Origin of the sequence: Streptomyces sp. NPDC020742 (assembly GCF_040641675.1) — a bacterium.
GTDB lineage: Bacteria > Actinomycetota > Actinomycetes > Streptomycetales > Streptomycetaceae > Streptomyces.
Genome location: NZ_JBFAEA010000002.1, coordinates 288,880 through 311,406, shown reverse-complemented (window position 1 = coordinate 311,406; position 22,527 = coordinate 288,880). Strand labels below are relative to the sequence as shown.

Below are 22,527 nucleotides of genomic sequence, written 5' to 3'. Positions count from 1 at the left end.
CCACCGGCCGTGAGCAACCGGCCGTGGACCGCCCGGCCGCGGACCTCCGTCCGGGCCCCGCGGCCGTCAGCCGACCGGCCCGCGCGCCACGGCCAGGTCGGTGAGCAGGGCACCGCGCGGGGCGGCGCCGGGCCAGGGATCGTGCTGGGCGAGCACGGCCAGCGCGCAGGTCGGGAACTTCTCCCGGGCGCGCTCCAGGGCATCGCTCAGCGCCTCCTGGGCGAGCAGCAGCACCAGCTCCTGCACCGAGGGACTGTGTCCGACCAGCAGCACGGTGCGCACCGTGTCCGGGGTTTCCCGGACAACGGCGAGCAGGTCGGTGGCGTCCGCCGCGTAGAGCCGGGGTTCGTGGCGGACCGGGGGCGGCGCCGGAAGCTGGGCGGCGGCGAGTTCCCAGGTCTGCCGTGCCCGGGTGGCGGTGGAGCAGATCACCAGGTCCGGGATGCAGTCGGCGGTCCGCAGCCAGCGGCCCGCGGCCGGGGCATCGCGCTCGCCGCGCGCGGCGAGCGGCCGCTCGTGGTCGGCCATGCCGGGCGGCCGGGCGGATTTCGCATGTCGCAGCACGACGAGCCGGCGCACATCTGTCACGGGGCCTCCACTTGGCGTCGACGGCGGGAGTACGACGTCCGTCCGCAAGCTTCACACTCGAGGAGCGGTGTGCGAAAGCGCAGTGCGGCAGTTACCTCCATTGGGCCTCCGGTGTCCCGGGCGGGGCTCCACCCGGGGCCGGCGCCTGGGGCCCGGGCCGGGTCCGGGTCCGGGGCCAGGTCCGAGTCCGGTCCGGGTCCAAGACCAGGTCCGGACAGGGCGTGCGGGTCAGGGCGTGATGGTCAGGATCTCGTCCACCGGGCGGCGCGGGGTGTGGGGCCCCTGCGGGCCGTAGCCCAGGCGCAGGATCATCTGGACGTGACCGGTTCCGGAGACCGGGTCGCGCAGGATCCAGCGCAGGTCGGGCCATTCGAGGGGCTGGGTGGCGAAGGAGGCGGCGACGCCCTCCAACGTGGCACAGAGCAGGACGCGTTCCAGCGCCTGGCCGGCCCGCAGCCAGTCGACCGGGCCGTCGCCGGCGGTGCTGAGCGAGGCCAGCTGGGGGTGCCGTTCGAAGTCGGCGTAGGCGCGCTCCGGCACGGCCTCCCGGCCGGCGAAGTCGCGGGTGGGGGCGGCGCCGCCGCGCTTGACGGGCCCGAAGGCGTCGTCGGGGACTCCGTCGGCGGGCTCCGGTGCGGAGCGGGCGTGGGTCCAGCGGCGCTGTTCGACGTCCCGCTCCTCGTCCATGCGGTTGTACCCCTCGGCGTGCACGATCAGGTCGAGCACGGTCTCGCGGTGCGCGGCGCCCAGGAAGGCCAGCTCCGCCCCCTCCCGGGCGGCGGCCTCGGTGAACGCCGCCCGCAGCTGCTGCGGTACCGGGCGTTCCGAGAAGGGGAACCTGCTGGTGTGGCGGGCGCGGACCGCGGGGTGCAGACCGGCCAGGGGCTCGTCCGCAGGGGCGTGCGGCGCGTCCAGCCGCACGGTCGCCAGCAGCGCCGGGGCGAGCGGGTCGGGGAGCAGGGCCGTGGAGGTCCGGTGGCCGACGTACCCCGCCGCCACCCGCAGATTGAGCAGCGCGGCGCCGCAGCCCAGGTGCAGCGCGCGGGTGGTGGGGTCGGCGTGCGGCATCGTGCGCTCCAGGTCGGCGGAGAGCGTGAAGGTGCGGCTGTGGCGGACGTAGCCGAAGCGCCACGGCTGGGCGTTGTGCATCGACGGCGCGGTGGCGGCCTCGGTGACGAGGGTCTTCACCAGGGTGTCGTCGAGGACCTGGGTGAACACCGGGGGCCTCCCGTGGGGACGCATGGCGGATCGGTGCTGCTCCCAGCATGGTGCGCGGGTGTCTGCCGGGTCAGGGCCATAGGTCCCCGGCGGGAGGCCTGACCGGCCCCTCCGCGGGTCCCGGCTCACCCCCGGCCGGCGGGGACCGCGGTCCGGCGCAGGGGCGGTGGCGGGGCGCGGACGGCGATGGGGCGGAGGCCGGGCGTGACCGGCGTACCGGCAGGGGCGAGGTGCGGACGGCGAACGGGCGGAGGCCGGGCGTGGCCGGCGTACCGGCAGGGGCGAGGTGCGGACGACGATCGGGCGGAGGCGGGGCACGGACGGCGCACAGACCGGGGCGGGCACGGACGGCGCACAGACCGGGGCGGGGCACGGACGGCGACCGACCGCGGGCCGGGCGCAAACGCCCAGGTCAGGGCCGGAGCACGGACCGCGGCACGGACCGGATGGGCCGTTCCCGGCTTCGGGTGTCCCGGCCCGGTGGCTGCGGGCCGCCCCCGATGGGGTCCGCTCGGCCCATGACCCGAGGGTGTGCCGAGGGGATGCTGGTGTCGAGGGGTGGCATCGGGAGCGCGGCTCCGCGGAGGTACGTCATGGGTGGCTCTGTTCTCGTAGGGCTGGACGGCACCGTGAGCTGCGCGCCGGCGGTGCGCTGGGGTGCCGAGGAGGCCGCGGCCCGGGGGCTGCCGCTGCACTTCCTGCACTCCTGGGCCTCCCCGCCGGGGACCGTACCGCTCTCCCGCGATGCCGCCGTACAGCAGCGTTACGGCGCCGAGGTGCTGGCCGCCGCCGAGGACGCGGCGCACGGCTGGCACCCCGGGATCGCGGTGACCGGCGAGCAGGTGTCGACGCAGGCCGTGGACGCGCTGGTCGACCGCGGCCGGCGGGCCACCCTGACGGTGCTCGGATCGCGTGGGCACGGTGCCATCGCCGGCTTCCTGCTCGGCTCGGTCAGCCTGCACGTCCTCGGGCGCGCGGAGTGCCCGGTGGTCACGGTCCGCGAGGAGGAGGGAACGGCCGCCGGAGCGCTGCCGGAGATCGTGGTCGGCGTCCAGGGTGCCGGGCAGGACGACGAGCCGGTGCTGGACTTCGCGTTCACCGCCGCCGACGCCCACGGCGCCCGACTGCGGGCCGTCCACGCGACGGCCCCCGAGGCGGCCGGCCTCCCGCCCGAGGAGCGGCCGACGCTCGCCGACGTCCTGGGGCCCTGGCGGGCGAAGTTCCCCGCCGTCGACGTGGCCGAGGAGCTGCGGTGCGGCCGGGTGGAGCCGGTGCTGCTGGCGGCCTGCACACCGTCCGGTCTGCTGGTCATCGGGCGCCGCGTCCAGCGCTCGCCGATGCTGCTGGGGCCCGTCGTGCTCGCCGTACTGCACCACGCCCGCTGCCCGGTGGCGGTCGTCCCACGCCGCTGAACCGCCGGCCGGCCGGAGCCCCGGCCGAGCGCGCTCCGGGTCTCACGGGAGCCTCACGCGCGGTGCGGGCGCGCCTCCAGTCTCACGCGCGGTGCGGGCGCGCCTGAGGGGTGGGCGACGGGGTGGCCTGGGTGGCGAGCACGGCAGCCTGGATCCGCCGCTCCACACCGAGTTTGGCCAGCAGACGGGAGATGTGGTTCTTGATGGTCTTCTCGGACAGGTAGAGCCGCTGGCCGATCTGACGGTTCGTCAGCCCTTCGCCGATCAGGCCGAGGATCTCCCGTTCCCGAGGGGAGAGGCTCGACAGCGCGGCCGGCTCCGGCTCGGCCGACGGCTCCTCCCCGCGCAGGGTGCTCATCAGCCGCGTCGTGGTCGCCGGATCCAGCATCGAACGCCCGGAGGCGACCGTCCGCACGGCGGCCACCAGATCCGCGCCCTTGATCTCCTTCAGCACATAGCCGGCCGCGCCCGCCATGATCGCGTCGAGCAGCGCATCGTCGTCGTCGAACGAGGTGAGCATCAGGCAGGCCAGCCCCGGCATGCGGGAGCGCAGCTCCCGGCAGACCGACACCCCGTCGCCGTCCGGCAGCCGGACGTCCAGCACCGCCACGTCCGGCCGGAGCGCGGGGCAACGGGCCAGCGCATGGTCCGCCGTCCCGGCGTCACCGACCACCTCGATGTCGGATTCGGCGTCGAGCAGGTCCTGGACCCCGCGGCGGACCACCTCATGGTCGTCCAGGAGGAACACCCGGATCGGCCGCTGGGGCGAGAACTCCGGTGGGGCTGGTGCGTCACTCATGACGCCCTCCGACTGGGTACGACGTCCGCCGCTGTCCCCATCGTGACGCCGATCGCAGGCGCGTGCCAGGGCGGGCCACGCAGCCGGGGCCGTTCGGCCCCTCACGTCGGCCCGCCGGGCGTGCCACCGTCGAAGAACAGGCGAAAGGGGTGCGTGATGCCTCTGGGGAAGATGCGCCCGCCATGGCGGCGCAGCCCGCTCCGGCGCGGCTCGGACGTCGCGGAGTCCTGGATGGTCCTGGCCACCGGCGTGCTGATCGCCGTGCTGGCCCCGACCGCCGGTGTCACGGCCGCCCAAGCGGTGGACGCCTCCTCCCAGCGGCAGAGCGACGGCTGGCACAGCGTCTCGGCGGTGCTGACGGAAGATCCGCCCGCCCGGATCGGGGTGGACTCCACCAATGGCACGGCGGGCCGGGTCCACGGGACGGTGAAGTGGACGGCCGGCAACGGCGCGGTACGGACCGGGGAGACGGCCGTGCCGCCCGGGCTGCGCTCCGGCGACCGCACCACCGCCTGGCTCGACCGGCACGGCTCCCTGGTACGCGATCCGCTCACGCCCGGGGACTCCCTCGCCCAGAGCATCGCCGTCGGCACGGTCGCCGCGTCCACCACCGGCCTGCTGCTGTTCGGCGCCGAGCGGGCCGGCGTCGCGCTGCTGAACCGCCGGCGCTCCGCACAGTGGGAGAAGGAGTGGGCGGAGGCGGACGAGGAGTGGCGGCACCCCCAGACGTGATCCTCGTGGTGCTCACAACGTGATCCTCATGGTGCTCACAACGTGATCCTCGTGGTGCTCACACGGGCTGTGCCGGCTGCTGCGGGTAGGGCGCCTCGCGCCGGTAGGTGAGGCGGTTGACCACCGCCGTGACCCCGTAGACCTGCCGCGTCATCCGTACCGCGATGGCCACTTGGCCGCTGCTCTCCAGGGAACCGCCGAGGGTCACCACACCGTCGCAGACCGAGACCTCCACGCTGTCCGGGCTCAGCCACAGGGCCCGCACCACGATGTCGTCGGCCACCTCGTCGTGGATGTCGGCGTCCGAGCGGGCGAAGATCCGCAGCACATCGCGCCGGGTGAGCATGCCGATCAGCCGAGCCTCCTCGTCGACGACCGGCAGCCGCTCGATCCCGCTGGCGCCCATCAGGCGGGCCGCCCGGACGACGGAGTCATCGGCGCGGACGGTACGGGCCGGGGCTGACATCACCGCGCCGGCGGTGAGCGCCGCGCCGGCGGCCGGCCCGCCGGCCGTCCCCCCTCCGGCGCGCGCCAGATCGGTGGCCGAGACGATCCCGATCACCTTGTCGTCGGCGTCCACCACCGGCAGTCCGCTGATGTCGTACTCCACCAGCCAGCGGGCCAGTTGGCCGGCCGGTGTTCCGCTGCGCGCACGGACCACATCACCGGTCATCAGACTTCCGACCCGTCGGCGCTTCATAGCGGACCCTCTCTCCGCCCGTACCCGCTCCCGGGGCCGCCCCGGGAGCGGGTACGGGCGGCGCCCTTCGCGCGGACCGCACTCCACGATCCGTGCTCCCCCACCCTCCTCACCAGGGCCTTCCGGTGTCGTCCGGGGGCCGAAGGTCCCGGTCACCGCGGCCCCTGTGGCACTCGTGCCAGGCGCACCGGACGGGTGTGATGGATGGCGGGGGCACACCGCCGCACGCTCAGACAGGCAGGGACCATGCTGACGGATCCGATGAACGGCCTCCGAGGGCGCCGCAGGGGCACGCCCACCGTGGTAGGGCTCCACGGAGATCTCGACTGGCCGGGCGCCGCCTCGGCCAACGCCCGTCTCGACGCGCTGACCGCGGGCAGTGGTGCGGACCTGGTGCTCGATCTGTCGCGGGTGCGCTTCCTCGACTGCGCGGGTGTCGGTGTGCTGTGCCGGGCCCGACGCCGGGTCCGCGAGCGCGGTGGACGGCTGACGCTGGTGATCACCGAGCCGCACTTCGGCTGGATCCTGCGCACCCTGGGCCTGGGCGAGTACTTCGAGGTGCTCGACGCCCCGCCGGAGGGCACCCGCCAGGCGGAACCCAGGACCGTGGCGTCCCCTCCGGCGGAACCCGGGACGGCGGCGCCCCGTCCGGCAGGTTCCCGACGGGACGGCACCCGACCGAACGCGGCTCGACCGGGTGGTTCCCGGCGCCTCGCCGGACGGTGAGGGGCGCGCAGCCGGACGGTGTGCAGGACGCTCAGGTGGCACGCCCACTGTGTCCTGAACTCCCTCCACCGGAGGACGTGTTGCGCCCCGGGAGCCTATGACGTTCCCTGCACCGCCGCGTCCGCACCCTCACGGCCACGTCCGCACCCTCACGTCGCCGCGTCGGCGCCGTCGCGTCCGCGCCACCGCGTCCGTATCGTCACCGCCGGGTCGTCTCAGGCACCGTCACCGTGCCGGGCTGCGTCGGTTCAGTCGCCGTCCGGCCCGGCACCGGCCCGTCGGCGTCGAACGTCACCGCCACGACGCCCTCGACCGCCCGCACCAGCCGGGCCGCCACCGCCCTCATCTCCGCGTCACGGAGCGGGCCGCCGAGGGTCACCACCCCGTCGGTGACGCTGACGGTCACCGCTTCCGCCTCATCCACGGGCTCCGGGAAGAGGCGGCCGACGACCTCCGTGCGGACCTCCTCCGCCAACTCCTCGTCCGGGCGCAGGAACACCTTCAGCAGGTCGGACCGGCTGACGATGCCCTGCAACAGCCCCTGCCCGTCGACCACGGGGAGCCGCTTGACGGACTGGCGCGCCATCGTCCGCGCCGCCTGGGCGAGGGTGTCACCGGCGTGCACGGTCAGGGCGGGTGTGCTCATCAGCTCCCCGGCCGTGAGCGCGCCGGCCCTGCGGACCGCGTCCGACCGCTGCAGCTGCTCCCGGCGGTCGGGATCGGTCTCCCGGAACTCCTCCTTGAGCAGCAGATCGGCCTCGGACACCACCCCGATCACCCGCCCCTCCCCCGCCAGTACGGGCAGCGCGCTCACCTTCCACTGCTCCATGGTCTCCACGATGTCCTTGAAGCCGGCGTCCTGGCCGATCGCGACCACGGTCTGCGTCATCACCTCGCTGACGGTGTACGGAGTGTGCTTCATGACGCCTCCTCGGCAGTACGGGAGCGGATGCGAGTCCTCGGAGCGGGTGGCCCCGGGGCACAGGGCGAACGACCGGGGCACAGGGCGAACGACCGGAGCGCAGGGCGGGTGGCCGGTGACCAGAGCGGCTGGCCGGGGCCGTGCCCTCCGCCGGGCCCTCGGCCCGCACCCTCAGAGCGGATGGCCGGCCAGGGGCGGACCGGGCCGTACGGAGGCCGGACCGGTGACATCGAACTCCACGTCCACCACCCCCTCGACGGCCCGCATCAGCCGTGCGATCACCGGGATCAGCGAGGTGTCCCGCATCCGCCCGCTGAGCGTGACGACTCCGTCCACGACCCTGACGTCGAGGTCCTTGACCGGTGCGGCGAAGAACTCGCCGAGGTCCCGGCGGACTTCCGCTGCCAGGTCCTCGTCCGACCGCAGGAAGACCTTCAGCAGATCGGCGCGGCTGACGATGCCCCGCAGCATCCCGTGCGGGTCCACCACCGGCAGCCGCTTGACGGACTCACGGGCCATCGTGCGGGCGGCCTGGGACAGCGTGGCATCGGCCCGCACCGTGTGGGCGGGGCTGCTCATCAGCTCCCCCGCGGTGACGGCCTCTGCCCGGCGGACGTCGTCGACCCGGCGCAGCTGCTCCAGGCGGTCCGGGTCGGACTCCCGGAACTCCTCCTTCGGCAGCAGATCGGCCTCGGAGACCACCCCGACCACCCGCCCCTCCCCCGCCAGTACGGGCAGCGCGCTGACCTGCCAGCGCTCCATGGTCTCCACGATCTCCTTGAACCGCGCCTCCCGGCCGACCGCGGCCACGGTCTGCGTCATCACGTCCCTGACGAGATGCGGAGCGTTCAGCATGGGTGCCTCCTCGGTGCCCGGAGTACACGGGCCGGCGTCGCAGGGCCGTGGTGACACCTCCAGCGTGGGGCGCGCGGGTCCGGTCGGGCAGGGGCCGTCCGGCCCCGTTCCACCGCCGGCCGGCCGGGCGGGGAGCGGCGGTTCGGCCCTGCCGGAGCGGGCGGTGGCCGCACGGGGAGGACGGCACCCGGCGGGCGACGGCCGGCGGTGCGCCCGCCGTCACACCCGGGCGGCCGCCCGCAGGTCGTGGTCGAAGGCCCGGATGTCGGCCTCGCTGAGCGTGGTGCGGGTGCCGGCGATGGCCTGCAGGTAGTCGCCGGTAAGCCGGGCACGGTCGGTGGCCCCGTCCGGGCCGTCGGACAGGTGCCGCTCGAAGGCGCGCTGGGCCGCCGTACGGGCCGCGTACTCGATGTCCGCCGGGGTGAAGCGGTCGCTGGCCTCGACCAGTGCCGGCAGGTCGACCTCGGCGACCCGGTCCGGGCCGATGTACCGGGTCCAGATAGCCGTGCGGGCCTCGGCGTCCGGCGGGCCGACCGGGATCAGGTAGTCGAACCGTCCGGGCCGTAGGAAGGCCGGGTCCAGTGAGCGCACCGCGTTGGTCGCACAGATCAGCAGCCGGTGCTCGCCGTGCCGGAACTGCGGGATGAGCTTGAGGAGTTCATTGGTCACCCGGTGCGCGAGGGTGGTCGGGTCCTGCCGCTCGGAGGCGATCTCCTCGGCCTCGTCGAAGAACAGCACGACCTCGTCCAGGTGCTCGACCCGGGCGAACAGCCGGCGCAACCCCGCCGCGACCCCGTGTGCGTCATCGGCGAGCTGGTAGGGGAACACCTCCAGGAACGGCCAGCGCAGCCGGGAGGCGACGGCCCGGGCGAAGGTGGTCTTGCCGGTGCCCGGCGGCCCGAAGAGCACCACGGCACGCGGCGGCACCAGCTGATAGCGCTCCGCGACCTGCGGATGCTCCAGCGGCAGCACCAGCCGGCGCTCGATCAGCGTCTTCTCCGCGGCCATCCCCGCGATGCCGTCCCACAGCCCGGCCTCGGGCACCACACCGCCGAGCTGTTCGAGCAGGGTGGCCTCGGCGGAGTCCCCGGTCAGCAGCTTCTCGAAGTAGCTCAGGTCGGGGCGGCCGGTGTACCCGGAGTTCTTGAAGGCCTGCTCCCCGACCTCGCCCTCCGGAAGCAGCGCCCCGATACGGCGCACCCCCGCCTGGGCCAGGCGCTCCTCCAACGCGGCCAGCAGCGCCGACCCGATGCCGTGCCGGCGCCACTGGCGGGCGATGGCCAGGCGCAGCACCCAGGCCCGCTCCTGCAGCGTCGAGGACACCGCGGCACCGACGATCTGGTCGCCGACCACGGCCACGACCGCGGGCGACCGCGCCTTGAGCGCGCTCACCACCTCGGCCAGGCTGACGGCCGGATCCGCGGCGGTGTCCCGTGACTCCTCCCAGAGGCGCACCACCTGGTCCAGATCGCCCTCGTCCAGGCTGCGTACCCGCCACGGAGACATCAGCGCCACCTCCCCGCACCATTTTCCCGCAGGTCGCGGCCGTCGGCCCGGCGGACGGAACCGACGGGGCGGCGACCGCGCGTCACGGACGGGCCGGCCCCTGTGCCGATCCGGGCCCGGCCCCGGACCCCGGCCCCTGCGCCGACGAGCGGAGGGTGGCCAGCCGCCGCCGGTACTCCTCGTCCTCGATCTCACCCCGCGCATACCGCTCGGCGAGGATCTGCTCGGGGGTGGGGCCGGCATGCGGCGGAGCGGCATGCGGTGGGGCCGCGGTCCGGCCCGCCCCCTCGTCGCCGCGCGTCCCCGTACGGGACAGCCATCGGAAGAGCAGTACCCCGACCATGATGATCAGGGCCCAGAACAGCACCGTGCCGACCGACATCGCGAACCAGCCCCACCCGCCGGCGCCATGGTTGTACCAGAACATGATCGCGCTCCACTTCCCGGCCCGGACGGCGCGTCGCCCCGTCCGTCCGCGGATGCTCTCCCTTCCATTCTCCCGCGCCGGCGCGGGAGCGGCGGCCGGGCCGGGCGCTCGCCGTACCCCGCGCCCTACGCTCCCGCCGGACGCACCTCACGCCAGACGGACCCCCGCCAGACACACCGCGTACGGACATCCCCGAACCGGCCCGGCCCGCTCCGCACCACCGAGCCGCCTGCGCACCGTCCGGCTGCCCCGAACCACCGAGCCGCCTGTGAACTCCCCGGCCGGGCCGCACTCCTGACTCCCGACACCACGTGGGACCGCCCGTAAGAGAGCCGCAAATTCCCTCGGTGACGGGGCGTGTGCGGCCCGCTGGCGCCGTAGGTTCGAGGACGGCCGACGGATGCGCGCGGCGGCGGCGCTCCGCGCACCGGCCCGCCCGTCCCCGGCCACCGTTTCCCGAAGGCCGCCCGGCCGCCCGCCCACCGCAGGAGGCCGACTCCCAGAAAGTCTCCGCATGGCTCCCGTCCCGCCCCCCGCCCCCACCGCACCGACGACCCCGGTGGACCGGACGGTCCACCTCCCGGTCCCGGACGCTCACCCACGCGGCGGCCATCGACGGCGGCGCAGGCCGGGCGGGCTCTTCGACCCGCGGGTGCTGCTGACGTCCCTTCCGGAGGCGCTGCGCAAGCTGCACCCGCGGGACCTGGCCGGCAACCCGGTGCTGTTCGTGGTGGCCTGCGGCGCGGTGCTCACCACGCTCTCCGCGGTGCTCGACCCGTCCGTCTTCGCCTGGGTGATCAGCGGCTGGCTCTGGCTGACGGTGGTCTTCGCCCAGCTCGCGGAGGCCGTCGCGGAGGGCCGCGGCAAGGCGCAGGCCGCCTCGCTGCGCAGGGCGCGCACCGACCTCAACGCCCTTCGGCTGCGCGACAACTGGCGGGTCGGCCTCGACCTCCGCGGCGCCGAGACCGAGCAGGTCTCCGCGGCCGAACTGCAGCCGTTCGACTTCGTGCTGGTGGGGGCCGGCGAGGTGATCCCGGCGGACGGTGAGGTGGTCGACGGGGTGGCCGCGGTCGACGAGTCGGCGGTCACCGGGGAGTCCGCGCCCGTCATCCGGGAGTCGGGCGGCGACCGGTCCGGCGTCACCGGCGGCACCACCGTGCTCTCGGACCGGATCGTGGTACGCATCACCTCCCGCCCGGGGCAGTCGTTCCTGGACCGGATGATCGCCCTGGTCGAGGGCGCCACCCGGCAGCGGACACCCAATGAGATCGCGCTGCACATCCTGCTCGCCGCGCTGACCGTCGTCTTCCTCCTCGTCGTCGTCACCGTGCAGCCGATGGCCTCCTACGCGGGTGCGGCCCAGCAGACCGCGGTGCTCGTCGCGCTGCTGGTCACCCTCATCCCCACCACGATCGGCGCGCTGCTCTCCGCGATCGGGATCGCCGGCATGGACCGCCTGGTGCAGCGCAATGTGCTGGCGATGTCGGGCCGCGCGGTCGAGGCGGCCGGCGACATCAACACCCTGCTGCTGGACAAGACCGGGACCATCACCCTCGGCAACCGCGAGGCGGTCGCCTTCGTACCGCTCCCGGAGTGCGACGAGCTCCAACTGGCGGACGCCGCCCAGCTGTCCTCGCTCGCCGACGAGACGCCGGAGGGCCGCTCCGTCGTCGTCCTGGCCAAGAACACCTACGGACTGCGGGCTCCCGCCGACGGGGAGCTGCGGCACGCCGAGTATGTGCCGTTCAGTGCGCAGAGCCGGATGAGCGGTGTCGATCTGCGCTGGACGGACGGCAGCGGCTGCGCCGTCCGCAAGGGCGCCGCCGCGCAGATCGTCGCGTGGGTGGCCGGGCGCGGCGGCCGGGTGCCCGCGGAGGCCCGGATGTTCGCCGATGCGATCGCCGCGTCGGGCGGGACGCCGCTGCTGGTCGCGGTGCACGATGCGTACGGGCCGCGGGTGCTCGGCGTGGTCCACCTCAAGGACGTGGTCAAGGACGGCATCCGGGAGCGCTTCGCCGAGCTGCGCCGGATGGGCATCCGTACGGTGATGATCACCGGTGACAATCCGCTGACGGCCCGGGCCATCGCCCGGGAGGCGGGGGTGGACGACTACCTCGCCGAGGCCACGCCCGAGGACAAGCTCGCCCTGGTCATCCAGGAGCAGGAGGGCGGCAAGTTGGTCGCGATGACCGGTGACGGGACGAATGACGCACCGGCCCTCGCCCGGGCGGACGTCGGCGTGGCGATGAACACCGGTACCTCCGCCGCCAAGGAGGCCGGCAATATGGTCGACCTCGACTCCCACCCCACCAAGCTGATCGACATCGTCGAGATCGGCAAACAACTCCTCATCACCCGCGGGGCGTTGACCACCTTCTCGATCACCAATGACGTCGCCAAGTACTTCGCGATCATTCCGGCGATGTTCACGGGCGCCTATCCGGGCCTCGCCGCGCTGAACGTGATGGGCCTGCACAGCCCGACCTCGGCGATCACCTCGGCCCTCATCTTCAATGCGCTGATCATCGTCGTGCTGATCCCGCTGGCGCTGCGCGGGGTGCGCTACACCCCGTCCTCCGCCCATGACCTGTTGCGGCGCAACCTCGCCCGTTACGGTCTCGGCGGGCTGATCGCGCCGTTCCTCGGCATCAAGCTGATCGACCTGGTGATCTCCCAGGTCCCCGGCCTCGGCTGAGGGACGTTCGGGGCGGTCGGTCACCCCTTCTCGGGCTGTGGCTCCAGCGCCCTGCGGGTAGCGTCGGAGGTGCCAGGCGACAGGAAGGGCTCATCATGCGGGTGATTCCGGCCGCGCCCCCGATCGGGGGCCTCACCGCGGTGGTCACGGGTGGTTCGCGCGGGCTGGGCCTGCTCATGGCGCACGCGTTGATGGTGCGCGGCTGCCACGTGGTGCTGCTGGCGCGGGACGAGGCCGAGCTGGGCCGGGCCGTCACCAAACTGGCCCGCTCCGCTTGCGGTTCGGTGCGCAGTGTGGTGTGCGACGTGCGGGACGGCGCCGAGGTCGAGGACCGGCTGGACGGGATCGCCCGGCAGAACGGCCGGCTGGACATCGTCCTCGCCAACGCCGGCACCCTCCAGGTGGGCCCCGCGGAATCCCTGGGCACGGAGGGGTTCCGCGATGCGATGGACTCCCTCTTCCACGGCGCGCTGCACACCGCCCTCGCCGCCCTCCCGCACCTGCGGCGCAGCCCGGTCGGCGGCCGGCTGGCGCTCGTCGGGTCGGTGGGCGGTCTGCTGGCGGTGCCCCACCTCCTGCCGTACTCCTGCGCCAAGGCGGCGGTCGCCGCGCTGGCCGAGGGGTTGCAGGCGGAGGAGGCGGCGCACGGCGTCACGGTCACCGGGGTGCACCCCGGACTGCTGCGCACCGGCTCCCATCTGCATGCCCGCTTCGGCGGCGACCGGCGCCGGGAGTACGCCTGGTTCCAGGCGCTGGCCGGTGCTCCCCTGCTGTCGATGAACGCCGGGCGGGCGGCCGAGCGGATCGTGACCGCCGTACAGCGGCGCCGGCACCGGGTGGTCCTGACGCCCGCGGGCAGGCTGGGTGCCGTGGCGCACGGTGTGGCCCCGGTGGCCACCGCCCGGCTGGTGTCCGCGGTCGGCCGGGTACTGCCGCGGGACGGGGGCGGTGGGACGGCGGAGGGTTTCCGGGTGGAGGCGGAGGACCAACCACCCGCTCGGCGGATCCGCCGGGTCCTCGGTGTGCTGAACGAACGGGCGGCGGACCGCTTGAACCAGCGCGGCGGGTTCACGGACCGGCCCTGACCGGCGCCGGGTGCCCCGGCGGGGGGCCGGCGGGATCCCCGTCCCGGTACCCCGGCACGGAGGCGGTGCAGCGCCCCCTGTCCAGGTGCCCCGGCGGGGCGGTGCGCGGAGCCCGTCCGGGTGCCCCGCCCGGGCTCATGACTCGGCGAGGAGCCCCTTGCGCAGGGTGGCGAAGGTGCGGCTGAGCAGCCGGGAGACGTACATCTGGGACAGGCCGAGCGCGTTGCCGATCTCGGCCTGGGTCATCTCCGCCCCGAACCGCATCCGGAGCAGGGTGCGTTGCCGCGCGTCGAGCCGGGCCAGGTGCGGCTTGAGGGCCTGGACGTGCTCGGCGAGGTCGAGGGCGGGGTCGTCGGCCCCCACCAGGTCGGCGACCAGCCCGGTCTGCCGGGCGCCACCGGTCTGCAGGGGCCGGTCGATGGAGTCGGCGTCATAGCCGTTGGAGGCGAGCAGTCCCTCCCGCACCTCCTCCTCCGCCAGCCCCAGGTAGTGGGCGAGCTGCTGCGCCGAGGGGTCGTGGTTGCCGCGGGCCTCCAGCTCCTCGAAGGCGCGGGCGAGGTCGATGCGGAGTTCCTGCAGCCGGCGCGGGACGTGCACGGACCAGGTGGCGTCCCGGAAGAAGCGCCGTATCTCGCCGCGTATGTAGGGGATGGCCAGGGTGGTGAACTCCACGTCCCGGTAGACGTCGTAACGGTCGATGGCCTTGATCAGGCCGATCGTGCCCACCTGGAGGACGTCCTCGGCGCTCTCCCCGCGGCTCCGGAAGCGCCGGGCCACGAAGCGGACCAGCGACAGGTTCATCTCGATCAGGGTGTTGCGCACATAGGCGTACTCGGCCGTGCCCTCGTCGAGGACGGCGAGCCGCTCGAAGAACAGCTTCGACAACTCCCGGGCGTCCGCCGGGGCCAGGCGCTGCGGTTCCTCGACGGTCGGCAGGGGCACCGCCGGAGCCGGAAGGGCATCCCCCTCGCCGATGTCCGCCGGGGTCGTACGGGCCGCCCGTGCCGTCATGCTGCCGTTGCGGGTCATGCTGGGGCTCCTCGTGCTTGCCGTCGCTCCGTCGTGCCGGACCCCTACCCGGCGGCCTGTGCAGCATGTGCCCCGGGAGGCAACTGCATCACCGGCGCCCGCCGTTGTCGACGTCGCCCGGGGGCGCTGGTTGAAGCGCACGGAGATCGGTTAGTCATAGCGACCGCAGGGACGCACATCGATGGATGCGCCGCACAGAACGTGACCCTGATCAGGTCGCTCGGCCGGTGCCGGCGCGCTGAGGCGTGAGGGAGCGCGGCGCATGTCCTTCCGGGAGCGCACAGCACGAGGTCGGCTGCGGAACGCGACCGCATCGGGCTTCCACTGGCTGGACGCCCGCCTACCGGCGGCCTCGGCGGGCAAGCTGCTGCGCAAGGCCTTCCCGGACCACTGGGCTTTCCTGCTGGGCGAACTGGCCCTCTACAGCCTGGTGGTGCTGGTGCTCACCGGCGTCTACCTCACCTTCTTCTTCGACCCGTCGATGGTGGAGGGCCCCTACCAGGGCGCGTACGGGCCCCTGCACGGCACCCGGATGACCGCGGCGTACGCCTCGACCCTCACCATCAGCTTCGAGGTGCGCGGTGGACTCCTCATCCGACAGGTCCACCACTGGGCGGCGCTCACCTTCATCGCCGCCATCGGTGTGCACATGCTGCGGATCTTCTTCACCGGCGCCTTCCGACGGCCCCGCGAGGGGAACTGGATGATCGGCCTGACGCTGTTCCTGCTGGCCCTGCTGGAGGGGTTCTGCGGATACTCCCTGCCGGACGACCTGCTGTCCGGCACCGGCCTGCGGACCGCCGACACGATCATGGGGTCCATCCCGGTGGTGGGAACGTACCTCTCGTTCTTCGTCTTCGGCGGGGAGTTCCCCGGGCACGACATCATTCCGCGGCTCTACGTCCTGCACATCCTGCTGGTGCCCGGCGTCCTGATCGCGCTGGTCACCGCCCACCTCATCCTGGTGGTCCACCTCAAACACACCCAGTGGCGGGGCCCGGGCCGGACGAACGCCAATGTCATCGGCCAGCCGATGTTCCCGCAGTGGCTGGTCAAGTCCACCGGCCTGTTCATCGTGCTGACCGCGGTCTTCGCCGTTCTCGGGGCGCTGGGCCAGGTCAACCCGGTGTGGAACTACGGCCCGTTCCAGCCCGACCAGGTCTCCACCGACGCCCAGCCCGACTGGTACGTGGGGTTCCTGGAGGGCGCACTCCGGCTGATGCCGCCCTGGGAGACCAACCTGTGGGGCCACACCATCATGTGGAACGTCTTCCTCCCCGCGATCGTCCTGCCGGGGGTGCTCTTCGCGGTGCTGTACGCGTACCCGTTCTTCGAGCGCTGGGTGACCCCGGACCGCGATGAGCTGCACCTCTGCGACCGGCCGCGCGACCAGCACACCCGCACCGGTCTCGGGGTGGCGGCGATCTCCTGCTACGCCGTACTGCTGCTGGCCGGCGGCAACGACGTCATCGCCTTGGTGTTCGGGCTGTCGATCAATGCCCTCACCTGGGTGCTGCGGGTGGCGCTGGTCGTCGTCCCGCCGCTGTCCTTCCTGGTCACCAAGTGGCTCTGCCTGGCCCTCCAGCACCGCGACCGGGAGCGGCTGACCGAGGGGGACGAGACCGGTCTGGTCCGCCAGTCCGCCTACGGGGATCTGACGGAGGACCACCAGCCGCTGTCCGCCGCCCAGCGGGCCCTGCTGCTGTCCCGGGCGGCGCCGCGCCCGCTCGAAACCGCCCCCGGGGAGGCCGCCGCGGCGCTCTCCCGGCGCCGTCGGCTCCAGCTGTCGCTGAGCCGCTGGTACTACCGGGACCGGGTGACCTTCCCGGCCACTCGGCCCGGTGCGCGGCCGTCCGCCACGGTGCCCGACCGGGACGCGGCCCCGCGGCCGTGACCTCAGGGTTCGCGCTGTACGTACTGGAAGGCGAAGCCGAAGACACCGCCGGCCAGCAGGCCCACTCCGATCAGGAAGAGCCAGACGCCGTAGATCACGCCCAGCGCCGCCACCGCGTAGCCGACCGCGGTCAGCACCGGGTAGCCGCTGCGCGCCGGGAAGAAGTCCACCGGGCCCGACCGCTGCTGGATCTCGGCGCCCTTGTGGTCCTCCGGCCGGCTGCCGTGCTTGCGCCGCTGGACGCCGAAGAAGAGGAAGACCAGGGCCGCCATCAGGAAGGACACGATCAGCGCGGCGGTGCCGGCCGGTTCGAGGTCCGACCACCAGGCGTAGCCGGTGGCAGTCACGGCAAAGAACAGTGCGACGCCGCCGAAGAGGAACATTTCGATCGTCATGCGGTCACTCGGCCAGGGTGTCGGGGGTGGGGCCGCCGGTCGGTCCGGGGCCGGCGGAGGGGATCGGGGCGGCCGCCTCGACCTCCGGGTGGTGCAGGTCGAAGGCGGGCGAGTCGGAGCGGACCCGCGGCAGGGTGTGGAAGTTGTGCCGGGGCGGCGGGCAGGAGGTGGCCCACTCCAGCGACCGGCCGAACCCCCAGGGGTCGTCCGTCCGTACCGTCGGTGCCCGGCGGGAGGTGTGCCAGACGTTGTACAGGAACGGCAGGGTGGAGGCGCCCAGGACGAAGGCGCTGACCGAGGAGATGGTGTTGAGCAGGGTGAAGCCGTCCGCCGCGAGGTAGTCGGCATAGCGCCGTGGCATCCCGCTCTCGCCCAGCCAGTGCTGCACCAGGAAGGTGCCCTGGAATCCCAGGAACAGCGTCCAGAAATGGAACTTCCCCAGCCGCTCGTCGAGCATTTTCCCGGTCCATTTGGGCCACCAGAAGTAGAAACCGGCGAACATCGCGAAGACCACGGTGCCGAAGAGCACATAGTGCAGATGGGCCACGATGAAGTAACTGTCCGTCACCTGGAAGTCCAGCGGCGGGGAGGCGATCAGCACACCACTCAGCCCGCCGAGCAGAAACGAGACGAGGAAACCCACGCTCCACAGCATCGGCGTCTCGAACGAGAGGCTGCCGTGCCACATGGTGCCGATCCAGTTGAAGAACTTCACCCCGGTTGGTACGGCGATGAGAAACGACAGCACCGAGAAGAACGGCAGCAGTACCGCCCCGGTGGCGAACATGTGGTGGGCCCACACCGAAGCGGACAGCATGGTGATGGCGATGGTGGCGCCGACCATTCCGACGTACCCGAACATCGGTTTGCGGCTGAACACCGGGATGATTTCGGAGACCACACCGAAGAACGGCAGCGCCACGATGTAGACCTCTGGATGCCCGAAGAACCAGAAGAGGTGCTGCCAGAGGATCGCGCCCCCGTTCACGGCGTCGAAGACATGCGCGCCGAATTTCCGATCCGCCTCCAGGGCGAGCAGCCCCGCGGTGAGCACCGGGAAGGCCAGCAGCGCGAGGATGGAGGTGAACAGCACGTTCCAGGTGAAGATCGGCATCCGGAACATCGTCATGCCGGGGGCCCGCAGGCAGACGATGGTGGTGATGAAGTTCACCGCTCCCAGGGTCGTGCTGAGACCGGCGACGACCAGCCCCATCGTCCACAGGTCGCCGCCCTTCCCGGGGGAGAAGACCGGCCCGTTGAGCGGCGCATAGGCGAACCAGCCGAACGAGGCGGCACCGCCGGGAATGACGAATCCGAACACCACCATCAGGCCGCCCAGCAGGAAGAGCCAGTAGGTGAAGGCGTTCAGCCGGGGAAAGGCGACGTCCGGGGATCCGATCTGCAGCGGCATCACGGCATTCGAGAAGCCCGCGAACATCGGGGTCGCGAAGAGCAGCATCATGATCGTGCCGTGAATGGTGAAGAGCTGGTTGTACTGCTCGTTCGAGAACAGCTGAAGACCGGGCCGGGCCAATTCCGCCCGCATCAGCATGGCGAGCGTGCCGGCCAGCAGGAAGAAGCCGAAGGCGGTGACCATGTACAGGTTTCCGATCACCTTGTGATCGGTGGTGGTGAGCCATCCCAGGACGGTCCGCCCGGGCCGGGAACGGTCCCTTTCCGGTGCCGGCGGCCGCACCGCCGCAACCTCTGCCATGCGCGTTCTGCCCCTTCCGTCCGCGGGGGTTCGAACCCCCTGGCCATCATGGACGTTTCCGATTGCGCCCTCGGTGTGCACGCCGAGGGCCGTAGGGGTGAAAAGCGCAAAGGACGGCCGGAGGGCGCCTGGCCGGGTGCCGGAACCGTGCCCCATTGGGCCACCCGGCTGATTCTGGACCGCGGGCGTTTCAGCTCCAGCGGGTTGCGGGTGGTGGCGGCGGCCGGGGGCAGCACGATACGTCTGCCATCACCGGACGAAACGGCAAGGAGCATCGTGAGAAGCGTTGTGCGGGCGGGAAGTGTTCTCGGGGCGTGTGGCCTCGTTCTGCTGGGCTCCGGATTCGCTCAGGCCCAGGGTGTTGCGGATGTGCTGGCGACGGATCTCGGTGCTCTGACGGGCATCAGCCACGGAGTGGCCTGCCACAACCGGCTCGGCAACATCTACTTCAAGTCGCCGGTGTTCGGGCAGTCCCGCCCCTGTGTGAACGGCCCGGTGAACAGCGGTAACAGCCAGGGCGCCGCCAACGCCGTGATCCACGGCAACCCCAACCACAGCGGCAACCTCGGCACCTTCAACGGCGACAACAACAGCGGCAACTTCGTCACCGGGGCCTCGCGGGGCTCCAACAACAACCTCCAGCGCTCCCAGGGAGGCCGCTTCCACCACTGACGGCAGTGTGCCCGCAGGACCGGCCGGCCCCGGATCGCAGGGGGCCGGCCGGTCCCGGTCCAGGGGCCCGGGTGCGGTGGTGCGGGGCGCCGTTCGCCTCAGCTGCTGGTACCGGTACTGCTGCTGGTGCTGGTCGTCGGGCTGCCGCTGTTGGTGACGTTCCCGGACACATACACATTCTGCGCGTTGCGGACGTTGCCGCTGTTCACCGGCCCGTTGATGCAGATCTTCGCCCGGCGCTTGCAGTGGAACATCGCATTGAAGTCGGCCCAGGTGTCGCTGTTGAACACCCCGCCGTCCGAGCCGAACGGCCCGTCGTCCGCCTGTGCGGGCGACGCCCCGCCCACGGCCAGCAGCAGGCCGCACGCTCCGGCTATCACCATGTCGACACGTGCCATCTTCTTCACTGTGTGCTCCTGCACCTCGCGGTTGCCCCCCGCGGTCGTCCTGCCGGGCATGCCGGCTTCCACGATGCATGAGCAATGGCCGCCCCGCGCGTTCACGGTGGTCCGACGACGGACGGACGGCGGCCAGATGGCGGATCAGTTCGGGTCCGGTCCGCTCCCGTTGGCGATCAGAGATCGACCGTGACCTCGAACTCCTCGGGGGCGGCGCCCTCGGCGGTGACGATGAAGGTGGCGGAGCCCTCCGCATCGCTCGCCACCAGCGGCGGCGTCCGCGCACAGCCCCGGTCGTCGGTCGGCACGGTCACGGTCCGCTCGTCGCCCGCGAAGAGGACCTGCTGGGTGGTGGACACCCAGGAGAACGTCACCGGGGCACCGGCCACCGGGCGGCCGCTGCCGACGTCGACCAGCCGGGCCGTCAGCGGCTCGGCGAAGGTCTCCCCACGGCCGGCGTGCTGCCCGGTTCCCCCGGCGGACCGGATGGCCAGCGTCCGGGCCGAGCCCGCTTGCGCACTCATGGTGCCTCCTGACTGGATGACCGGTAGACGGCACGGTGCCCGGGACTCCCCGGAGTTCCCGTGCCGGTGCGGGTGATGGTAAGCAGCGCGGTGTGCCCGACCCCGGCCATGTCTCCTGGTTTTCGGGGAGTTGCTGCGATGGGGTGACCGCTCCGACCGCCCGTCTGCCGGCCGGAACGGTCACGGCGGCCTCCGTGCGCAGCACACGGGCCCGCACCGGTTACCTGCACCCGGCACTCGGCACTCGGCACCGACATCGGCACCAGGACCAGCACCACAAGGGACGCGCCCTACCGCGGGGCGGACGACCCCCGCCCGGGGGTGTGCGCCGCCGTCCAGTCCACGATCTGTACCGCCGCGCCGGCCGCCTCCCGGCCGCGGCAGCGGGCGTGGTGCCGGCGGGCGATGCCGTCCAGGTCGAGGCGGGAGCCGAAGGCGGGCCGGGCCGCCAGCCGGCGGGCGTACGCCCACAGCCGCCGGTGGTCGGCGATGCGGTGCACCGCTTCGGCGTCCAGGTGCCAGCGGTGCACGGTGTCGAGTCGCACCAGCGTCACCCACAACTGGACGTCCGCCGCGGTGAGTTCACCACCCACGACATGGTCCCGGGCGCCCAGGCGCTGCTCCAGTGAGCCCAGCGCGCCGAGCAGGGTGTCCAGCGCGGCCGCCCGTGCCGCGGGGTCGATGTCGTACCGGCCTGCGCGCTGGGCCGCCTCGTTGACCTCCTGCCGGCAGAGCTGTGCCACCTCCTCGATGTCTCCGCGGGCGGCCCCCGGGAACAGCGCCGGTCCCCGGGACCCGAACCGCCCGGCCAGGTCCCGCAGGATGTCGGGGGCGTGCGTACTGACGATCCGGCCGGTCCATCCGTCGCTGAGCACCGGCGCCGCGGCCGGCCCGGGGTGCTGGTGCGAACTGGCCTCGTACAGCGGGCGCAGCAGGACGTGGCCACCGTCCGGGCCGTCGGGGACGGCGGGCAGCAGCGTCACCGGCAGGGTGTCGCCGAGCTCCAGCAGGCCATGGGTGACGGCCAGGCCCAGACCGTCCGGACAGGACAGCGACAGATGGAGGCGGTAGCGGTGCGGCACGGCGTAGTGGCCGCTGCGCGCATCACCGCCGATCCTGCCGCGGAGCGACGGCACGGCGGTCTGGGACGTACGGGACAGGGCGGAGGTGACGGACATGGGGCTCCCTGGGATCCGGGCCGCCCGGTGCGTGGACGTCCAGCGGGGAACCGCGGGGTCCCACAGACGAACCGGCCGGCGGGCGGCGGGGCGGAGGTACGACGGACGGCGGGCGGAGCCGGCGCCGGAACGGGCCCGGCGGCGCCCGCCTCCGGGCCGGAGCGGACCGGAGGTGCGCCGTGGGACGGGCCCGGCGCGCAGCGACGGCGCTGAGCGGGTACGGCACGGGACGTGGACCCGCCGGCGCCTCAGAGCACGGGACGACTCGCGGCGCTGCAGACGCGCAGGAGATCGATGTGCCGACGCGAGGTCAGGAGGGGCAGCGGGCGGTGGGCGCAGCAGCGGTTGCAGACAGCGCGGTCGGTGTCCAGCCCGGCACGCCCCATGGTGTCCCGCCCGTTCGCTAGGTTTCCGGCCTTGAGTGTCGAGCCGCCACCGACCCCCGTCAAGAGGGCGTCACCGGTCCCGATCGGGCTCGGCCGGGCCCCCGTTCCCGGACGGAGGACGGTCCCGCGGGGCGAGGCCGACCGGCCCCTGCGGAATAATGCAGACATGCGGATTTCAGCCAGAGCGGACTATGCGGTGCGGGCCGCGCTGCAACTCGCTGACGCCCGGGACGCCGGACCGCTCAAGGCCGAGGCGATCGCCGACGCCCAGGACATTCCACACAAGTTCCTGGAAGGCATCCTCAACGACATGCGCCGGGGTGGGCTGGTGCTCAGCCAGCGGGGCGGCCACGGTGGCTACCGGCTGGCCAAGGCCGCGGAGGCGATCAGCATCGCGGATGTGATCCGGGTCGTGGACGGGCCGTTGGTGTCGGTGCGCGGCGTCCGCCCGCCGGAGCTGTCCTACACCGGTCCGGCCACCTCGCTGCTGCCGCTGTGGATCGCCCTGCGGGCCAATGTGCGTCAGGTCCTGGACGGGGTGACGCTGGCCGACGTCGCCGCGGCCGAGCTGCCCGCCCAGGTGTCCGCGCTGGCCGAGGACCCGGCGTCCTGGACCAATCCTTAGGAGGCCTCCGGCACCGGCAGGTGCGACGGTCTCCTCCGGGTGTTGTC

22 protein-coding genes are annotated in these 22,527 nt (G+C 73.1%); 8 read left to right on the top strand and 14 right to left on the bottom strand.

Annotated features, from left to right (window positions below; translation table 11 throughout):
- Positions 1–66: 66 nt before the first annotated feature.
- Positions 67–588, bottom strand: a complete 522-nt coding sequence (locus tag AB0G84_RS05395; protein WP_361315823.1) for a histidine phosphatase family protein — start codon at positions 586–588, stop codon at positions 67–69.
- A gap of 228 nt (positions 589–816) precedes the next feature.
- On the bottom strand, positions 817–1,806 hold the full coding sequence (locus AB0G84_RS05390; RefSeq protein ID WP_361315820.1) for a nitroreductase: 990 nt from the start codon (positions 1,804–1,806) through the stop codon (positions 817–819).
- A 593-nt stretch (positions 1,807–2,399) separates the two neighbouring features.
- Between AB0G84_RS05390 and AB0G84_RS05385 the strand changes: the two genes are divergently transcribed.
- Entirely contained in the window at positions 2,400–3,218 is an 819-nt protein-coding gene (locus AB0G84_RS05385) for a universal stress protein (RefSeq protein ID WP_361315817.1), read from the top strand.
- 82 nt (positions 3,219–3,300) lie between these two features.
- Here the strand turns inward: AB0G84_RS05385 and AB0G84_RS05380 are convergent, their stop codons facing one another.
- Entirely contained in the window at positions 3,301–4,017 is a 717-nt protein-coding gene (locus AB0G84_RS05380; protein ID WP_361315815.1) for a response regulator transcription factor, read from the bottom strand.
- A 156-nt stretch (positions 4,018–4,173) separates the two neighbouring features.
- Here AB0G84_RS05380 and AB0G84_RS05375 point away from each other — a divergent pair, with 156 nt between their 5' ends.
- Entirely contained in the window at positions 4,174–4,749 is a 576-nt protein-coding gene (locus AB0G84_RS05375) for a hypothetical protein (protein WP_361315813.1), read from the top strand.
- 58 nt (positions 4,750–4,807) lie between these two features.
- Here AB0G84_RS05375 and AB0G84_RS05370 read toward each other — a convergent pair whose 3' ends face one another.
- Positions 4,808–5,422: a CBS domain-containing protein gene (locus tag AB0G84_RS05370; RefSeq protein ID WP_361315811.1), complete on the bottom strand. Its 615-nt coding sequence runs from the start codon at positions 5,420–5,422 to the stop codon at positions 4,808–4,810.
- Between the two features lie 231 nt (positions 5,423–5,653).
- On the opposite strand from AB0G84_RS05370, the gene AB0G84_RS05365 reads away from it, so the two are divergent.
- The gene (locus AB0G84_RS05365; RefSeq protein ID WP_361315808.1) at positions 5,654–6,175 is read left to right on the top strand and encodes an STAS domain-containing protein; all 522 of its coding nucleotides are present in this window, start codon (positions 5,654–5,656) and stop codon (positions 6,173–6,175) included.
- 199 nt (positions 6,176–6,374) lie between these two features.
- On the opposite strand, the gene AB0G84_RS05360 is transcribed toward AB0G84_RS05365, so the two are convergent.
- The 4 genes from AB0G84_RS05360 to AB0G84_RS05345 form a co-directional block, all read right to left on the bottom strand.
- Positions 6,375–7,097, bottom strand: coding sequence for a CBS domain-containing protein (locus tag AB0G84_RS05360; RefSeq protein ID WP_361315805.1), 723 nt, complete (start codon positions 7,095–7,097; stop codon positions 6,375–6,377).
- A gap of 171 nt (positions 7,098–7,268) precedes the next feature.
- The gene (locus tag AB0G84_RS05355) at positions 7,269–7,952 is read right to left on the bottom strand and encodes a CBS domain-containing protein (RefSeq protein WP_361315803.1); all 684 of its coding nucleotides are present in this window, start codon (positions 7,950–7,952) and stop codon (positions 7,269–7,271) included.
- A gap of 219 nt (positions 7,953–8,171) precedes the next feature.
- The gene (locus AB0G84_RS05350) at positions 8,172–9,458 is read right to left on the bottom strand and encodes a GNAT family N-acetyltransferase (RefSeq protein WP_361315800.1); all 1,287 of its coding nucleotides are present in this window, start codon (positions 9,456–9,458) and stop codon (positions 8,172–8,174) included.
- 82 nt (positions 9,459–9,540) lie between these two features.
- Positions 9,541–9,885, bottom strand: a complete 345-nt coding sequence (locus tag AB0G84_RS05345) for an SHOCT domain-containing protein (protein WP_361315798.1) — start codon at positions 9,883–9,885, stop codon at positions 9,541–9,543.
- A 514-nt stretch (positions 9,886–10,399) separates the two neighbouring features.
- Between AB0G84_RS05345 and kdpB the strand changes: the two genes are divergently transcribed.
- Entirely contained in the window at positions 10,400–12,580 is a 2,181-nt protein-coding gene (gene kdpB, locus AB0G84_RS05340; RefSeq protein WP_361315795.1) for a potassium-transporting ATPase subunit KdpB, read from the top strand.
- A gap of 95 nt (positions 12,581–12,675) precedes the next feature.
- Positions 12,676–13,665 carry an SDR family NAD(P)-dependent oxidoreductase gene (locus AB0G84_RS05335; protein WP_361315793.1) on the top strand — a complete coding sequence of 330 codons (990 nt, stop codon included), beginning with the start codon at positions 12,676–12,678 and terminating at the stop codon, positions 13,663–13,665.
- A gap of 135 nt (positions 13,666–13,800) precedes the next feature.
- Here the strand turns inward: AB0G84_RS05335 and AB0G84_RS05330 are convergent, their stop codons facing one another.
- On the bottom strand, positions 13,801–14,676 hold the full coding sequence (locus tag AB0G84_RS05330) for a SigB/SigF/SigG family RNA polymerase sigma factor (protein WP_361316801.1): 876 nt from the start codon (positions 14,674–14,676) through the stop codon (positions 13,801–13,803).
- A 280-nt stretch (positions 14,677–14,956) separates the two neighbouring features.
- On the opposite strand from AB0G84_RS05330, the gene AB0G84_RS05325 reads away from it, so the two are divergent.
- On the top strand, positions 14,957–16,588 hold the full coding sequence (locus AB0G84_RS05325) for a ubiquinol-cytochrome c reductase cytochrome b subunit (RefSeq protein WP_361315790.1): 1,632 nt from the start codon (positions 14,957–14,959) through the stop codon (positions 16,586–16,588).
- A gap of 2 nt (positions 16,589–16,590) precedes the next feature.
- Here AB0G84_RS05325 and AB0G84_RS05320 read toward each other — a convergent pair whose 3' ends face one another.
- On the bottom strand, positions 16,591–16,983 hold the full coding sequence (locus tag AB0G84_RS05320) for a cytochrome c oxidase subunit 4 (protein ID WP_361315787.1): 393 nt from the start codon (positions 16,981–16,983) through the stop codon (positions 16,591–16,593).
- Between the two features lie 4 nt (positions 16,984–16,987).
- Positions 16,988–18,697, bottom strand: a complete 1,710-nt coding sequence (gene ctaD / locus AB0G84_RS05315) for a cytochrome c oxidase subunit I (RefSeq protein WP_361315785.1) — start codon at positions 18,695–18,697, stop codon at positions 16,988–16,990.
- 369 nt (positions 18,698–19,066) lie between these two features.
- Here ctaD and AB0G84_RS05310 point away from each other — a divergent pair, with 369 nt between their 5' ends.
- Positions 19,067–19,369, top strand: a complete 303-nt coding sequence (locus tag AB0G84_RS05310) for a hypothetical protein (protein WP_361315783.1) — start codon at positions 19,067–19,069, stop codon at positions 19,367–19,369.
- A 98-nt stretch (positions 19,370–19,467) separates the two neighbouring features.
- Here the strand turns inward: AB0G84_RS05310 and AB0G84_RS05305 are convergent, their stop codons facing one another.
- The 3 genes from AB0G84_RS05305 to AB0G84_RS05295 form a co-directional block, all read right to left on the bottom strand.
- Entirely contained in the window at positions 19,468–19,767 is a 300-nt protein-coding gene (locus AB0G84_RS05305) for a hypothetical protein (RefSeq protein ID WP_361315780.1), read from the bottom strand.
- Between the two features lie 176 nt (positions 19,768–19,943).
- A complete protein-coding gene (locus tag AB0G84_RS05300) occupies positions 19,944–20,291 on the bottom strand; it encodes an Ig domain-containing protein (RefSeq protein WP_361315778.1) in 348 nt (115 codons plus the stop codon).
- 290 nt (positions 20,292–20,581) lie between these two features.
- Positions 20,582–21,469, bottom strand: a complete 888-nt coding sequence (locus AB0G84_RS05295) for a glutathione S-transferase C-terminal domain-containing protein (protein WP_361315775.1) — start codon at positions 21,467–21,469, stop codon at positions 20,582–20,584.
- Between the two features lie 552 nt (positions 21,470–22,021).
- On the opposite strand from AB0G84_RS05295, the gene AB0G84_RS05290 reads away from it, so the two are divergent.
- Complete coding sequence (locus AB0G84_RS05290) at positions 22,022–22,480, top strand: Rrf2 family transcriptional regulator (protein ID WP_361315771.1); 459 nt, start codon at positions 22,022–22,024, stop codon at positions 22,478–22,480.
- The last annotated feature ends 47 nt before the right edge of the window (positions 22,481–22,527 follow it).

What these genes read in the sequence shown, in the direction of transcription:
- AB0G84_RS05385 (WP_361315817.1), top strand. Translation starts at nt 2,400, where the DNA reads ATGGGTGGCTCTGTTCTCGTAGGGCTGGACGGCACCGTGAGCTGCGCG.
- AB0G84_RS05380 (WP_361315815.1), bottom strand. Translation starts at nt 4,017, where the DNA reads ATGAGTGACGCACCAGCCCCACCGGAGTTCTCGCCCCAGCGGCCGATC.
- AB0G84_RS05375 (WP_361315813.1), top strand. Translation starts at nt 4,174, where the DNA reads ATGCCTCTGGGGAAGATGCGCCCGCCATGGCGGCGCAGCCCGCTCCGG.
- AB0G84_RS05370 (WP_361315811.1), bottom strand. Translation starts at nt 5,422, where the DNA reads ATGACCGGTGATGTGGTCCGTGCGCGCAGCGGAACACCGGCCGGCCAA.
- AB0G84_RS05365 (WP_361315808.1), top strand. Translation starts at nt 5,654, where the DNA reads ATGGCGGGGGCACACCGCCGCACGCTCAGACAGGCAGGGACCATGCTG.
- AB0G84_RS05360 (WP_361315805.1), bottom strand. Translation starts at nt 7,097, where the DNA reads ATGAAGCACACTCCGTACACCGTCAGCGAGGTGATGACGCAGACCGTG.
- AB0G84_RS05355 (WP_361315803.1), bottom strand. Translation starts at nt 7,952, where the DNA reads ATGCTGAACGCTCCGCATCTCGTCAGGGACGTGATGACGCAGACCGTG.
- AB0G84_RS05350 (WP_361315800.1), bottom strand. Translation starts at nt 9,458, where the DNA reads ATGTCTCCGTGGCGGGTACGCAGCCTGGACGAGGGCGATCTGGACCAG.
- AB0G84_RS05345 (WP_361315798.1), bottom strand. Translation starts at nt 9,885, where the DNA reads ATGTTCTGGTACAACCATGGCGCCGGCGGGTGGGGCTGGTTCGCGATG.
- kdpB (WP_361315795.1), top strand. Translation starts at nt 10,400, where the DNA reads ATGGCTCCCGTCCCGCCCCCCGCCCCCACCGCACCGACGACCCCGGTG.
- AB0G84_RS05335 (WP_361315793.1), top strand. Translation starts at nt 12,676, where the DNA reads ATGCGGGTGATTCCGGCCGCGCCCCCGATCGGGGGCCTCACCGCGGTG.
- AB0G84_RS05330 (WP_361316801.1), bottom strand. Translation starts at nt 14,676, where the DNA reads ATGACGGCACGGGCGGCCCGTACGACCCCGGCGGACATCGGCGAGGGG.
- AB0G84_RS05325 (WP_361315790.1), top strand. Translation starts at nt 14,957, where the DNA reads ATGTCCTTCCGGGAGCGCACAGCACGAGGTCGGCTGCGGAACGCGACC.
- AB0G84_RS05320 (WP_361315787.1), bottom strand. Translation starts at nt 16,983, where the DNA reads ATGACGATCGAAATGTTCCTCTTCGGCGGCGTCGCACTGTTCTTTGCC.
- ctaD (WP_361315785.1), bottom strand. Translation starts at nt 18,697, where the DNA reads ATGGCAGAGGTTGCGGCGGTGCGGCCGCCGGCACCGGAAAGGGACCGT.
- AB0G84_RS05305 (WP_361315780.1), bottom strand. Translation starts at nt 19,767, where the DNA reads ATGGCACGTGTCGACATGGTGATAGCCGGAGCGTGCGGCCTGCTGCTG.
- AB0G84_RS05300 (WP_361315778.1), bottom strand. Translation starts at nt 20,291, where the DNA reads ATGAGTGCGCAAGCGGGCTCGGCCCGGACGCTGGCCATCCGGTCCGCC.
- AB0G84_RS05295 (WP_361315775.1), bottom strand. Translation starts at nt 21,469, where the DNA reads ATGTCCGTCACCTCCGCCCTGTCCCGTACGTCCCAGACCGCCGTGCCG.
- AB0G84_RS05290 (WP_361315771.1), top strand. Translation starts at nt 22,022, where the DNA reads ATGCGGATTTCAGCCAGAGCGGACTATGCGGTGCGGGCCGCGCTGCAA.